The sequence below is a fragment of the Rhodospirillaceae bacterium genome, assembly GCA_016712715.1.
Lineage (GTDB): Bacteria > Pseudomonadota > Alphaproteobacteria > Dongiales > Dongiaceae > Dongia.
This window is the reverse complement of the sequence record JADJQM010000003.1, coordinates 847084-860547: the sequence shown is the minus strand read 5'-3', so window position 1 is coordinate 860547 and position 13464 is coordinate 847084. Positions and strand designations below refer to the sequence as shown.

Sequence of the window (13464 nt, the reverse complement as noted above, 5' to 3'; positions counted from 1 at the left end):
GACCGACGAGCCTGCGCGCGCAAACGTCAGGCGATGGCGCGCGCTGCATTTCTTCGGCGCCACGCAGCATAGAGATCAGCGACGGCGCAGGAGGCGAGGCGGGTCGTGAGGGAATCGGCGCGACTGGTGAGGATGATCGGGACCCTGGCGCCCAGCACGATGCCGGCTGCGTCGGCGCCCGCCAGGAAGGACAAGCTTTTGGCCAGCATATTGCCGGCCTCAAGGTCCGGCACCACCAGGACGTTGGCGCGGCCGGCCACGGGCGATTTGATGCCCTTCATCTCGGCGGCACTTTCGCTGATCGCATTGTCGAGCGCCAGCGGCCCGTCGATGAGCGCGCCGGTGATCTGGCCGCGATCTGCCATCTTGCACAAGGCGGCAGCCTCCAGTGTTGAGGGAACCTTCGGATTGACCGTTTCCATGGCGCTGAGGATGGCGACGCGCACTTCGCCGAAGGCGAGGGCGTGGGCAAGGTCGATGGCATTCTGGACGATGTCGACCTTGTCTTCGAGCGAGGGGGCGATGTTGACTGCCGCATCGGTGATGATCAAGGGAAAGGGATGGCCGGGTATGTCCATGATGAAACAATGGCTGAGGCGCCGCGCCGTGCGTATGCCCGTCTCCCGTGCCACGACCGCCGCCATCAGCTCGTCGGTATGGAGACTGCCCTTCATCAGTGCCTCGGCCCGGCCTTCGCGCACCAGGGCCACGGCCCGGTCGGCGGCGTCATGGCTGTGCGCGGCGTCGATCAGCGGGAGGGCCGAAATGTCGAGGCCTGCTTTGGCGGCCACCGCTGAGATCTTGGCTTTCGGGCCGACCAGGATCGGCGCGATGAGATTCAGGCGGGCGGCTTCGAGTGCCGATTCCAGAGAGACCGAGTCACATGGATGGGCGATCGCGGTCGGAATCGGTGCTTCGCCCCGCGCCGCCTCCAGCAATCGCTGATATTTGTCATGGGGTCGATCGATCGGTTTCTGGAGCATTGCGGATTCCGGCTTTCTAACGCTGTTGACCATCCCTGGCCAAATTCCGGGCGATCATAACCTCGCAATATTACGGCGCGTCGACGCATGGAACAATTGACTTGCGTCAAGCCACACGCAATTTCGGGTTGGAACCCGCCCGGCTTGGCTGCACAGGAGGCCTTCCTGAGGTGCCCAAGGTCGTATCGGCCGGCGGGCGCGTCAAACGTCGCTATGACGCCTGCGCCTTGGCCGTGGCGAGGCGCGTGCCGACCGCGGCCAGCAGCTGTTCATAGGCACGGTCGACGATCTCGTTGAGAGACATGGTACGGGCGAACATGGCTTTGGCCTCGGCCAGAAACTCCTCGCGGCTGGGGAGATGCGGCAGGGAGAGATTGGCCAGCACTTCCGCCGTGCGGTTCTGGGCACGGGTGAGCGCTTCCTGCAGCGCGGATAGATCCGGGCCATGGAGCGCCGCGGTGATGGAAAGCGCGATGCGCTCGGCATTGAAACGCTCGGCCAGTTCCTCGGCGGCACGGTTGATGACTTTTGCCCCCAGGCGCTGTTCGTTGCGCAGGACCTGCGCCGGCGGCGACTTGAAATCCCAAACCATACGCGCCCAGGACATGGCGCAGAGCAGGTAGTAGGCGAGGTCGACCTCCCACCATTTGAAACCCTGGCGTACGCTGCTCTGATAGGCGTGGTGATTGTTATGCCAGCCTTCGCCCATGGCGAAGATCGCCAGCAACCAATTGTTCCGGGAATCGTCGCCGGTCACATAGCGCTTGCTGCCATGCACGTGCGCGAGGGAGTTAATGCAGAAGGTAGCGTGGTAGAGCACAACCGTGCTCCAGAAGAATCCCACCACCAGGCCAGGCCAACCGGCGATGGCGAAACAGAATAGCGCGAGCGCAATGGCCGGCACCTGCTCGTATTTGTGCAGCCAGCGCAGTTCGGGAAAGCGGGTGAGGTCGGCCACCTTGGTCAGATCGGCAAGGTCGTGCTTCTGGTCGAATATCCAGCCCATATGGCTGTAGAGGAAGCCTTTGCGGCGGGGCGAGTGCACATCCTCTTCGGTGTCGGAATAGAGGTGATGGTGGCGATGTTTCGACGCCCACCACAATACGCTCTTCTGGCTGCTGGATTGGGCGAGAAAGGCCAACAGGAACTGCATGACACGGCTGGTGCTGTATGCGCGATGCGAGAAGTAGCGATGATAGCCGGCGACGACGCCGAACATGCGCAGCCAGTAGAGTGCCACGCCCAGTACCACGGCTTGCCAAGTAATACCGGTCCAGATCGCCGCGAAGCAGGCGAGATGCACCAGCACAAAGGGCACGGCCGACGGATAATTGATGCGGTTGGAGCCATCCACGGCGCTGCTGTCCTGAGACATGTCAGCGATCCTTCAACGGCAATTTCAGAAGACCTGGCATCGCGACGGCATCCCTCTCATCTGCATGACAATCCGGACACGAGCAGGTGGCCGATGAAGCGCATCGAGGTCTGGGGAGGAAGTCGCTCGTCAGGCGCGGGATGGTACCGCATAGCCAAGGTATTCGGCCGAAACTCGATCCCTTAGATATGGCGATGATGCAGCCATTTCGCAAGGCCCTGCTGATACCCGGGTTATATTCGACCAAAGATGGTGCGCGCGGCATTTCTTGGTTAACAAGACATTTACTGCCGCCGTCGCTGTCGAACTGCGGTCTATTCCATCAACTCGCCTGTGCTGCGCTGCAGATCGGGAAGTCCATCTCCGCATGGGCTGGACCAAGGCAGCAGAAATGGACCGCCCCCAGGCTCAGGGCCAACAAAGCCAGCACCGGCACCACCACATCCGATTTGCCGAACAGGTTCTTGAACCAGCCCTTCTTGGCTTCCGGTTCCACCGCTTCGCCATCCGCCACGGGCGCGGCTTCGGCAGGCACCGTCTCGGCAGCTACCGGGCCGAGAGCCGCGGCAAAGCTCGTAAAGAAATCGCCAGCCAGTTTCCGCGCCGTGGAATCGATGAGACGACTGCCCAATTGGGCGAGCTTGCCGCCGATCTGCGCATCGGCTTCATAGGTGAGGATGGTCGCGTCTGGTCCATCCTCCTTGAGGCTGATGAGGGCGCCGCCCTTGGCAAAACCGGCAACACCGCCCGACCCTTCGCCGGTGATACGATAGCCGTTGGGAGCATCTATTTCCGACAGGGTCACCTTGCCGCCGAAACTTGCCTTCACCGGGCCCACCTTCAACGTCACCTTGGCACTCATCTCGGTGGGCGAGGTCATTTCGAGACTGTCGCAGCCGGGAATGCAGCGCTGCAGGATAACGGGATCGTTGAGAGCTGCCCAAACCTTGTCGCGGGATGCGGGAATGCGCTGGCTGTCGGTCATCTGCATGTCGATCGTCCTTACGTCGTGATGGAAGCGCGCTCGCCCCGGCGGCGCCACGCGATGATTTCGGCAAGAATGGAGAGAGCAATTTCGTCTGCCGTGATGGCGCCGATATCAAGTCCAGCAGGCCCTTTTACGCGGGAGAACAAGGCCGCGTCGACACCTTCCGCAATGAGACCTTCGGTTATCGCGGCAAGCTTGCGCCGGCTGCCGACGAAACTGATATGGTCCGCCCGGCTGAGCACGGCGGCTTTCAGCGCCGCTTCATCGTCGCGGCCCTGGGTCGAGACAACGATGAAGCCTTGCTTCTCGTTGCTGGGCGGTAGCTCGAAGCCTTCGACGCGCGCATCGGCTTCGGCGAACAGATGCTGGTCCTCGCGGCCGGCGCAGATGGTCAGCTGATAGCCGAAACGAGGTGCGAGGTCCGCCATGGCAACGGCGACGGGGCTGGCACCCATGACAATGAGATTGGGGCGAGGCAGCATCGGTTCCACAAACACATCCATGGTTCCCTGGCTGGGGCAGGCATTGCGGGCGAAGCGGATCCCGTCGCGCTCCTCGCCCGGGCGCAAACCCTGTTCCGCGAGCAGATCCCTGGGCTGGATCGAGACAAGGCGCGGCTGGCCGTCGGCCAGCGCCTCCTTGGCGGCCTTCAGCACGGCGGCGCGCGCACATCCCCCGCCGATCCAGCCATCGGAGATGGCGCCGTCGGCGCGGATCACCGCCTTGGCCCCGGCCTTGGCGGCAGTCACCGACACGGTCCGCACCACGGTTGCCAGGACGAAGGACTCCCCCCTCGCTTTGAGGCTCGCGACGAGATCGAGAATTTCGGGATGTGTCGGCATGTTGATCTCCGTCACAAACGCGCAAGATAGGGTTCGAGGGCCGCCAGGCTCTCAAGATTGTGCGCCGGCGCGAATAGGTCGATATGCGGCAGCGCCGCCGCCATGCCGCGCGCGGATGGTTCGTAGCCTTCCCAGCCAATCAATGGGTTGAGCCAGACGATACGTCGGCAGCGCCGCCGCAAATGCGCCATCTCGGCGCCGAGAAGTTCCGGCGGACTCGTGTCATATCCGTCAGAGAAGATCATGACACAGGTCCGCGAATGAACGACCCGGGCGGCGTGCCAGCGATTGAACGTCGCCATCGCTTCGCCAACGCGCGTCCCGCCCCCCACGCCCTCCGCCATCAGGCCCAATCGGTCGAGCGCGCGTACCGTGTCCTTTTCGCGGAGCGCATCGGAGACATGCACCAGTCGCGTGTGGAACAGGAACGCCTCTGCCTCGCGGAAATGATCGAGGACGCCATGGACGAAGCGGATGAATACGCCGGTATAGAGGCTCATGGAGCCGGAGGCATCAAGCAGGATGACGAGTCGCAGCGGCTTGTGCCGCGGCCTGCGCAGGACGAGACGCATCGGTGTTCCACCAGTGCCGAGGCTGGCGTGAATGGTGCGGCGAAGATCGATGTGTCGCCCGCGTCTGGCGATGCGTTCACGCCGCGTGAGGTGTGTCCGCATCTTGTGCGACAGGCGTTCGGCCAATTTGTGCGCGGCTGCGATGGCATCCGGGTCGGCGATCTTGCGGAAATCCGTGCGCGTCAACGTCTCAAAGCTGCTGGCCCCTTCGCGCTTGCCGGCCGGTGCGGCTTCGCCCGCGCCATCCGCTTCGCGTCGCTCGACATCGCTGGCGAGTGCCGTCTCGCCAGCGTGCGATGTCTGCTCGGACAAGGTCTTGATGGTGCGCTGGCTGGCGAGTGCTGCATTGCCTGACATGGGAATGCGCAGCTTCACATTGCGGCCGCTCCAATAGGCGTCGAACAGGGTGTCGAAACCGTCCCAATCCGACCGGCGCCCGCAGAGCAATGCCTTCAGGGCCGGGCGCGCTTGAACGGCGCGATCTATGCCGCTTGTGGAGAGCACGCGCAGCGCATCGCTGCTTTCCGCCAGTCCCACCTTGAATCCATTGTCGCGCAGCGTGCGCACAAAGCCGGCCAGCCGTTGGCGCACGGCCGGACCCAAATCGTCTGCGCGTTCCAGGTTCACCTCAAGCTACCTTGCCGATGAGGCGGTCCGCCACTTCGCGGCTGATGCGCGCGCGGTCCTCACGGGTCTTCAATACGCAGCTCAGTGTCTCATAGACAGCGGCGCGGTCTTCTTCGAGCCTCGTGACCTTGAGTCCGACCAAAGCCGCGGCCCAAACCAGCGTCTCGGCAATCCCTGGCACCTTGCTCAATTCCTGGCGGCGGATCTGCTCCATCAGGCGCGCGATCTGCAAGGCGAGCGTTGTGTCGATGCCAGGCAGGCGGGTGAGCAGGATGCGCGCCTCGCGATCCACATCGGGAAAATCCAGCGCGTGATAGAGGCAGCGCCGCCGCAGCGCGTCGGACAGCTCGCGGGTGTCGTGCGACGTCAGTACCACGCGCGGAATGGTCATTGCCTGGATCGTGCCCAATTCCGGGATCGATACCTGGAAATCGGACAGCACTTCCAACAGGAAGGCCTCGAACTCCTCATCGGCACGATCGATCTCGTCAATGAGCAGCACCGGGGCGATGGGTCGACGGATCGCTGCCAGCAACGGTCGCTCCATCAGATAGTCTTCCGAGAAGACATGCGCCTCGGTGGCGGCGGCATCCTGCCCTTCGCGCGCCTTGATGGCGAGGAGCTGGCGCTGATAATTCCATTCATAGAGAGCGTCGCTGCGGTCGAGCCCTTCATAGCATTGCAGGCGGATGAGTTCCGTGCCGTGCAGGGCGGCCAATGCCTTGGCGATCTCGGTCTTGCCGACACCTGCCGCACCCTCGACCAGCAGCGGCCGCTGCAGCATCTCCATGAGGACAAGTGCTGTCGCCAGCTCGCCATCGGCAATATAGCCGATGGCGGCCAGGCGATCCGCGATGTCCTGTCTTTGCTCCATCAGTTGACGATCCATTGCCGGCGCTTCAGGCACCGAGTTTCTGGCCTGTCTCCCAGATCCGCCAGGCATCATGCGGCATCTGGATATGGGTCGACCCCAGGAACTGGAACGCATCGTTGACGGCGTTGGAGAAGGCCGGGACGCCACCCACATTCGGGCTTTCGCCGACACCCTTGGCCCCGATCGGATGATGCGGCGAGGGGGTCACGGTGAAATCGGTTTCCCATTTCGGCGTCTCGACGGCGGTGGGGATGAAGAAGTCCATGAAGGACGCTCCCACGACATTGCCCATCTCGTCGTACTTGATCTCCTGGCCCATGGCGATGGCGAAGGCTTCGGTCAAGCCGCCATGCACCTGGCCTTCGATGATCATGGGATTGATCCGCGTGCCGCAATCATCGAGCGCATAGAAGCGCCGTGTCTTGGCGACACCGGTATCGACATCGATATCCATGACGCAGAAATAGGCGCCGAAGGGATAGGTCATGTTGGGCGGATCATAGTAATTCACCGCTTCCAACCCCGGCTCGAGACCCGGCGGCGGCGAGTTATAGGCGGCCCAAGCGATTTCCTTCATCGTCTTGGCGCGGCTGGGATTGCCCTTCACCCGGAAGCCGTCGATATCCCATTCGAGATCGTATTCCGACACCTCCAGCAGGTGTGCGGCGATCATCTGCGCCTTGTTCTTGATCTTGCGCGCCGCCATGGCGATGGCAGCACCAGCAACCGGCGTCGAGCGCGAGCCATAGGTCCCCAGACCATAGGGCGCCGTATCGGTATTGCCTTCCTCGATCATGATGTCGTCGGACGGAATGCCCAGCTCGGTGGCGATGATCTGCGCCCAGGTCGTCTCATGGCCCTGGCCCTGGCTCTTCGATCCCATGCGGGCGATGATCGAGCCGGTGGGATGGATGCGGATCTCGGCCGAATCGAACATGGCGATGCCGAGAATGTCGCAATTCTTGGACGGGCCGGCACCGACAATCTCGGTAAAGAAGCTGACGCCGAGGCCCATGATCTCGCGGGTCTCGCCGCGCTTGAAGGCTTCCTGCTTGGCCTTCTGCTCGGCACGCAGGGCCTTGTAGCCGATGGCATCCATCGCCTTCTGCATGGCGACATGATAATCGCCGCTGTCATATTCCCAGCCCAAGGCTGATTGGTAGGGGAATTGCTCGCGGCGGATGAAGTTTTTCATCCTGAGATCGGCCGGATCCATGCCGAGCTTCTGCGCCAGGATGTCCATCCCCCGCTCGATGCAATAGGCGGCTTCGGTCACGCGGAACGAACAGCGATAGGCGACACCGCCCGGCGCCTTGTTGGTATAGACCCCGTCGACGGAGAGATGCGCCACCGGAAAATCATAGGATCCGGTCACGATGTTCATGAATCCCGCCGGCCATTTGGAGGGATCGGCGCAGGAATCGAACGCGCCATGATCGGCCAGCACATGCACGCGCAATCCCGTGACCTTGCCGTCCTTGGTCGCGGCTATCTCGGTCGTCATGTGATAGTCGCGCGCGAAGGAGGTGGTGGAGAGATTTTCCATCCGGTCCTCGACCCATTTCACCGGTAGGCCGGTAACGATGGAGGCGACGATCGAGCAGATATAGCCGGCATAGGCACCGACCTTGTTGCCGAAGCCACCGCCGATATCGGGGGCGATGACGTGGATCTTGTGCTCCGGAATCTTGGAGAGCAGCGAGGCCACGGTGCGGATCACATGCGGCGCCTGGAAGGTGCCATAGACGGTGAGCTCTCCCTTGATCTTGTCGAAACTGGCCAGGCACTGGCAGGTTTCGAGCGGCGAGGGATGCGTGCGGTGGTACGAGATCAATTCCTTGATCGTCACATCGGCCTTCGAGAACGCGACATCGGTCGCTTCCTTATCGCCGATCACCCATTCGAAGATGTGGTTGTGATGCTTGCGGGGGCCATGGGCGCCGGTCATCTTCCCTTCGAGATCGGGCCGCAGGACCGGTGCATCCGGCAGCATCGCCTTGAACGGATCGACGACGACCGGCAGCTCTTCATATTCCACATCGACCAGCTGGATGGCATCATCCGTGATATAGCGGTCGGTCGCGATGACGAAGGCGATTTCCTGGTTCTGGAAGGAGACGCGGCCGTCGGCCAGCACCGCCTGCACGTCGCCGGCTAATGTCGGCATCCAATGCAGGCCCAAGGGCTTCAGATCCTCGGCAGTGAGGACCGCGATGACGCCGGGCAGTGCCTTGGCGCGGCTGGTATCGATGCTCTTGATCTTCGCATGGCCGTACTGCGAGCGCACGAAATCGCCATGCAGCATGTCGGGCATCTTGATGTCGTCGACATAATTGCCCTTGCCCTGGGTGAAGCGCACATCCTCGACGCGCTTCCGTTTGCAGCCGACGCCTTCGAGGCGGGCTTCGCGTTGTGCCGGAGTCATGTCGTTCATTCCGCGGCCTCCTTCTGAGCGCGGCCGTTCAACTTGTCGGCGGCGTATTGGATGGCTTTGACGATGTTCTGATAGCCGGTGCAGCGGCACAAATTCCCCGCGATGCCAAAGCGGATCTCGTCCTCGGATGGATCCGGGTTTTCCGCCAGAAGGACCTTGGCGCGCATCAGCATGCCCGGTGTGCAGAAGCCGCATTGCAGCCCATGCATCTGCCGGAAGCCTTCCTGCAGTGCATGGAGCGTGCCGTCGGCATTGGCCATGCCTTCGACCGTGTTGACCTCGGTGTCATTGGCCTGGACGGCGAAGACTGTGCAGGACTTCACGGACAATCCGTCCATTTCAACCGTGCAGGCGCCGCAATGGCTGGTTTCGCAGCCGATATGCGAGCCGGTGAGGTTCATTTCCTCGCGCAGGAAATGGATGAGGAGGGTTCGCGGGTCGACGAAGCGCTTCACGCGCTTGCCGTTGACGGTGACGGCTACCGCCACCTGTTCGATTGTATCTGTCATGGTCTTAAGCTCCGGTCTTGGCGCGGGCGAAGGCTTTGGCAAGGGCGCGGGCGGTCATCACACCGGCCATCGCGCGGCGATAGGCGGCGGTCCCGCGGCCGTCAGTGGCCGGGTCGGTGATCGCCATCGCGGCCTCGGCGGCTTTCTTCGCCGTGGCGGCATCGCAATTGGTGCCGATCACCAGCTTCCCGGCCTCTTCCGCGAAGAGAGGCGTCGAGCCCACATTGGTGAGGGTGATGGCCGCACTCGCAACCTTGCCGCCGCTCACCGTCAGGATCACGGCGGCGGCCGCGGTCGCATAGTCGCCGATCTTGCGCTTCAGCTTCTCATAGGCCGAGCCATGGCCCGCCGCCGGCGTGGGGATGCGCACCGCGACCAGGATCTCGCCCTCCTGCAGGGCCGTGAAATAGGCCCCCTGGTAGAAGTCGCGGGCCGCCACGATGCGCTCGCCCCCCTTGCTTTGGAGCACATAGCGGGCATCCAGGCATTGCATCACCGCCGGCATGTCGTTGCCGGGATCGCCATTGGCGACATTGCCGCCCAGCGTCCCCTTGGAGCGGATCTGCGGATCGGCGATCTGCATCGCGGTCTCCCGGATGATCGGCGCCTTCGCGGCCAGCAGCTCGGACTTGATCAGTTCGGCCTGGGTGGTGGTGGCGCCGATGACGATCTCCGCTCCGTCGGCACGGATGCCGGCAAGCTCCTTGATGGCGCCAAGGTCCACCAGATGTTCCGGTGTCGCCATGCGCAGTTTCATCATGGGGATGAGGGAATGGCCGCCGGCGAGGGGTCGTGCCTCATCGCCATGGGCCGCGAGCACCGCGAGCGCCTCAGCAACGCTGGACGGGCGGTGGTAGGTAAAGGGTCCCGGGATCAATTTGTTTCCTCCGTGGAACTGGCTGCCGGTTGGGTAGCAACTCTTTTCGTTGTTCCGACGATAGAAACGGTTGCGCTGCAGCAACAACGCAAGCTGCACGGAAGGTGGTTTCCGTGCACGAATGGCGGTCTCTCTGTACGAATTGCGTCAAGCGATCTGCCGTATCTGCGGCAGTGTCAGCCAGCAGGTCAGGCGGCGCTTGCCCTTGCATCGAGCTGTTGCTTCAGCCAGGAGCGGCGTGATCGGCTGACCGGTGCCTGGTAGGGAATCTTGGCGGCCATGGCGACGACATCCGAATCGGCGGCACGTCTGACCGAAGCAACCCGATCGAGATTGACGATATGGCTGCGATGGACCCGCGCGAACACCATCGGATCGAGGGCAGCCTCGACTTCCGAGATCGGCAGCGGGCAGAACCAGATCGTCTCGCCATCGAACAGGCTGGTGTAATGGGCCTGTGCCTGCACGGCGACCAGCCGGGCGATGTCGAGTTGCAGCCGCCGCCCGTCCTTTTCCACCGGCAGGCTGCGCTGCGTTGCGTGCTGCGACGCAACATGGCCCGACCCGTGATCCTTCGCTGGGATCGGTGCGGGCACCGTAAGCAACTGCGCCATCGGCGGTGCCTCCACCGCCGTTTCTGCCTCAATCCGGTTTTGCACCGGGACCAGGGTCAGCAGGAACAGGCCCGAAACCACAAAGGCTACCACGGAGACAACGATGGCGAGGAGCCCTGGCGACAGCGCCGGCATGTCGACCACGCCGCCGTGGAGATGCAATTCCATTCCCGCCATGGCCGTGTAATGCATCGCCGAGATGGCAAGCGCCATGATGCAGGAAGGGATGAGGATCGATCGATTGACGCCAAGGCCGAAACCGAACCACAGCGCGATGCCCGAGGCGCCGACGCCGATCACGATACTGGCAATGACGTAGAATGGATCATGGGTCATGTGGGTGCTGGCATGGAGCGCATACATGCCAAGATAGTGCATGCTGAAGATTCCTCCGCCCATGAAGATTGCGGCAAGGCCCGCGCGCAGGCGGTTTGGGGCGCCCGTGCCGACGGCGAACACGGCAAAACCCACCACCAGCACGCAGATGAGGAAGGAAAGGAGCGTGGGCAGCACCAGGAAATCGATCGCCACGGGTAATTGCACCGCCAGCATACCGACGAAATGCATGGTCCAGATCCCGAGCGCCAGGGTCAGCGCCGATCCGGTGATCAGCGCCCGCTGAGTACCATTGCGCGCGCCGCGAATCTGCCGCGCCAGATGCAACCCGACATAGCTGCCCTGGAACGCCACCAACAATGAGAGTGCGACGAGCCATGGCTCGTGTGCGGGAACCACCGGTGCATTTCCTCCGTCTCGACGCCTGTGCCGTGGCCGGCATCTCGTTCCGATCGTGACAAATGTATCCCAGCCGCTAGGATGGAACAATTCGATTGATAAAGTCCTCAACTACCTATCTTTTTGACCAACAGCGGGAGCGTTCGGACGTGGCGAAACAACCCAGGACCGGCATTCGGATCGGCGTTGGCGGCTGGACTTTCGAGCCCTGGCGCGGCCCCTTTTATCCAGAGGGTCTCGCGCAGAAGCGGGAACTGGAACATGCCAGCCGCGCGCTCACCTCAATCGAGATCAACGGTACCTATTACGGTTCGCAGAAGCCGGAGAGCTTCGCCAAATGGCATGCCGAAACGCCGGACGATTTCGTCTTCGCGCTCAAAGGCCCGCGATTTGCCACCAACCGCCGCGTGCTGGCCGAAGCTGGCTCCTCGATCGAGCGCTTTTTGAGCAGTGGGATTACCGAACTGAAAGACAAGCTCGGTCCCATCAACTGGCAGTTCATGGCGACCAAGAAGTTCGATCCGGCAGATTTCGAGAATTTCCTGAAACTGCTGCCGAAATCCCATGATGGCCTGGCGCTGCGGCACGCCGTCGAGGTCCGCCATGACAGTTTCAAAGATCCGGATTTCATCGCCTTGGCGCGGCAATATGGTGTCGCCGTGATCATTGCAGCGGACGGGGAGTTTCCGCAGATCGCCGACCTTACAGCACCCTTCGTCTATGCCCGCATCATGGGCACCAAGGAGGGCGAAAAGTTCGGCTATGCCAAGAAGGCTCTCGACCTCTGGGCGCAACGCGCGGCTGAATGGGCTTCAGGTGGCGCGCCCAAGGATCTCGACTATGTGCTGGCGGCAAAGCCCGACAAGACCAAGCGCGACGTCTTTCTTTACGTGATCAGTGGTCACAAGGTCTCCAACCCCGCGGCCGCCATGGCGATCATCAAGCGATTGAGCTAGCTAGACGAGCGGCTTGTCGCCGGACCCTTTGCGCCACAGGTCGATGCCGCCATCGGTCGCCAGTGCATGGATTTCCTTGAGCTCAGCCTCGCTGAAGGTCAGCTTGTCGAGGGCGCCCAGCGAGTCATCCAGCTGCGCCACGTTGCGCGCGCCGATGAGGGCGGAGGTGATGCGCGGGTCCTTCAGCACCCAGGCGATCGCCATCTGCGCCAAACTCTGCCCGCGCTTCTCGGCAATCGCGTTCAAGCCACGGATGCGCTGGAGATTGGCGTCGGTGAGGAAGCTCTGCTGGAACGATCCGTTGAGCGCCGCCCGCGAATCCGCCGGGACACCCTTGAGATATTTGTTGGTGAGAAAGCCCTGCGCCAAGGGCGAGAAGGCGATGCAACCTAGCCCGAGTTCTGCGAGCGTACCCAGCAGGCCATCCTCGACCCAGCGGTTGAGCAGCGAATAGGAAGGTTGGTGGATGAGGCACGGCGTGCCGAGATCTTTGAGGATCGCCTGCGCCTTGCGGGTCGCGTCCGGCGAGTAAGACGAGATGCCGACATAAAGCGCCTTGCCGGACCGCACCGCGTGATCCAGCGCCTGCATCGTCTCCTCGAGCGGCGTCTCCGGATCCAGCCGATGCGAATAGAAGATGTCGACATGGTCGAGGCCCATGCGCTTCAGGCTTTGATCCAGACTCGCCAGAACATATTTGCGCGAACCCCATTCGCCATAGGGCCCGGGCCACATCAGGTAGCCGGCCTTGGTCGAGACCAGAATCTCGTCGCGATAGGGTTTGAGATCCTGCGCATAGATGACGCCGAAATTCTCTTCGGCCGAGCCCGGCGGGGGGCCGTAATTGTTGGCGAGATCAAAATGGGTGACGCCGCGATCGAAGGCTCGACGGATGATCGCTCGCTGCGTTTCCAGCGCATCGATGCCGCCGAAATTCTGCCACAGGCCCAGGGAAATCGCCGGCAGTTTCAGCCCGCTCCGCCCGCTCCGGCGATAGGGCAGGGATTCGTAGCGGTTCTCGGCTGCAAGATAGGGCATCGGGCGATCCTCATTTGAATGATAGCGCTATCATAGAAGG

General features: G+C 62.6%; 12 protein-coding genes. 1 reads left to right on the top strand and 11 read right to left on the bottom strand.

Annotated elements, in window-relative coordinates; translation table 11 throughout:
• Positions 1-26 precede the first annotated feature (26 nt).
• The 10 genes from IPK59_21720 to IPK59_21675 form a co-directional block, all read right to left on the bottom strand.
• On the bottom strand, positions 27-1016 hold the full coding sequence (locus IPK59_21720) for a phosphate acetyltransferase (GenBank protein MBK8161255.1): 990 nt from the start codon (positions 1014-1016) through the stop codon (positions 27-29).
• Positions 1017-1194: 178 nt separating this feature from the next.
• On the bottom strand, positions 1195-2358 hold the full coding sequence (locus tag IPK59_21715) for an acyl-CoA desaturase (protein ID MBK8161254.1): 1164 nt from the start codon (positions 2356-2358) through the stop codon (positions 1195-1197).
• A gap of 322 nt (positions 2359-2680) precedes the next feature.
• On the bottom strand, positions 2681-3349 hold the full coding sequence (locus IPK59_21710; protein MBK8161253.1) for a carbon monoxide dehydrogenase subunit G: 669 nt from the start codon (positions 3347-3349) through the stop codon (positions 2681-2683).
• 11 nt (positions 3350-3360) lie between these two features.
• Complete coding sequence (locus IPK59_21705) at positions 3361-4188, bottom strand: XdhC family protein (protein ID MBK8161252.1); 828 nt, start codon at positions 4186-4188, stop codon at positions 3361-3363.
• An 11-nt stretch (positions 4189-4199) separates the two neighbouring features.
• Complete coding sequence (locus IPK59_21700; GenBank protein ID MBK8161251.1) at positions 4200-5318, bottom strand: VWA domain-containing protein; 1119 nt, start codon at positions 5316-5318, stop codon at positions 4200-4202.
• A gap of 70 nt (positions 5319-5388) precedes the next feature.
• Positions 5389-6261 carry a MoxR family ATPase gene (locus tag IPK59_21695; GenBank protein MBK8161250.1) on the bottom strand — a complete coding sequence of 291 codons (873 nt, stop codon included), beginning with the start codon at positions 6259-6261 and terminating at the stop codon, positions 5389-5391.
• 25 nt (positions 6262-6286) lie between these two features.
• A complete protein-coding gene (locus tag IPK59_21690; GenBank protein MBK8161249.1) occupies positions 6287-8695 on the bottom strand; it encodes a carbon-monoxide dehydrogenase large subunit in 2409 nt (802 codons plus the stop codon).
• Complete coding sequence (locus IPK59_21685; GenBank protein ID MBK8161248.1) at positions 8692-9204, bottom strand: (2Fe-2S)-binding protein; 513 nt, start codon at positions 9202-9204, stop codon at positions 8692-8694. The genes IPK59_21690 and IPK59_21685 overlap by 4 nt, the downstream gene beginning before the upstream one ends.
• 4 nt (positions 9205-9208) lie before the next feature.
• On the bottom strand, positions 9209-10081 hold the full coding sequence (locus tag IPK59_21680; protein ID MBK8161247.1) for a xanthine dehydrogenase family protein subunit M: 873 nt from the start codon (positions 10079-10081) through the stop codon (positions 9209-9211).
• A 188-nt stretch (positions 10082-10269) separates the two neighbouring features.
• On the bottom strand, positions 10270-11430 hold the full coding sequence (locus IPK59_21675) for a LytTR family transcriptional regulator DNA-binding domain-containing protein (protein MBK8161246.1): 1161 nt from the start codon (positions 11428-11430) through the stop codon (positions 10270-10272).
• Between the two features lie 149 nt (positions 11431-11579).
• Between IPK59_21675 and IPK59_21670 the strand changes: the two genes are divergently transcribed.
• The gene (locus IPK59_21670) at positions 11580-12386 is read left to right on the top strand and encodes a DUF72 domain-containing protein (GenBank protein MBK8161245.1); all 807 of its coding nucleotides are present in this window, start codon (positions 11580-11582) and stop codon (positions 12384-12386) included.
• On the opposite strand, the gene mgrA is transcribed toward IPK59_21670, so the two are convergent.
• Positions 12387-13424: an L-glyceraldehyde 3-phosphate reductase gene (mgrA, locus tag IPK59_21665; protein MBK8161244.1), complete on the bottom strand. Its 1038-nt coding sequence runs from the start codon at positions 13422-13424 to the stop codon at positions 12387-12389. It abuts the gene before it with no gap.
• Positions 13425-13464: the final 40 nt, after the last annotated feature.

Excerpts from the sequence above, each read along its gene's own strand:
- IPK59_21720 (MBK8161255.1), bottom strand. The coding sequence starts at position 1,016 with ATGGTCAACAGCGTTAGAAAGCCGGAATCCGCAATGCTCCAGAAACCG.
- IPK59_21715 (MBK8161254.1), bottom strand. The coding sequence starts at position 2,358 with ATGTCTCAGGACAGCAGCGCCGTGGATGGCTCCAACCGCATCAATTAT.
- IPK59_21710 (MBK8161253.1), bottom strand. The coding sequence starts at position 3,349 with ATGCAGATGACCGACAGCCAGCGCATTCCCGCATCCCGCGACAAGGTT.
- IPK59_21705 (MBK8161252.1), bottom strand. The coding sequence starts at position 4,188 with ATGCCGACACATCCCGAAATTCTCGATCTCGTCGCGAGCCTCAAAGCG.
- IPK59_21695 (MBK8161250.1), bottom strand. The coding sequence starts at position 6,261 with ATGGAGCAAAGACAGGACATCGCGGATCGCCTGGCCGCCATCGGCTAT.
- IPK59_21690 (MBK8161249.1), bottom strand. The coding sequence starts at position 8,695 with ATGAACGACATGACTCCGGCACAACGCGAAGCCCGCCTCGAAGGCGTC.
- IPK59_21685 (MBK8161248.1), bottom strand. The coding sequence starts at position 9,204 with ATGACAGATACAATCGAACAGGTGGCGGTAGCCGTCACCGTCAACGGC.
- mgrA (MBK8161244.1), bottom strand. The coding sequence starts at position 13,424 with ATGCCCTATCTTGCAGCCGAGAACCGCTACGAATCCCTGCCCTATCGC.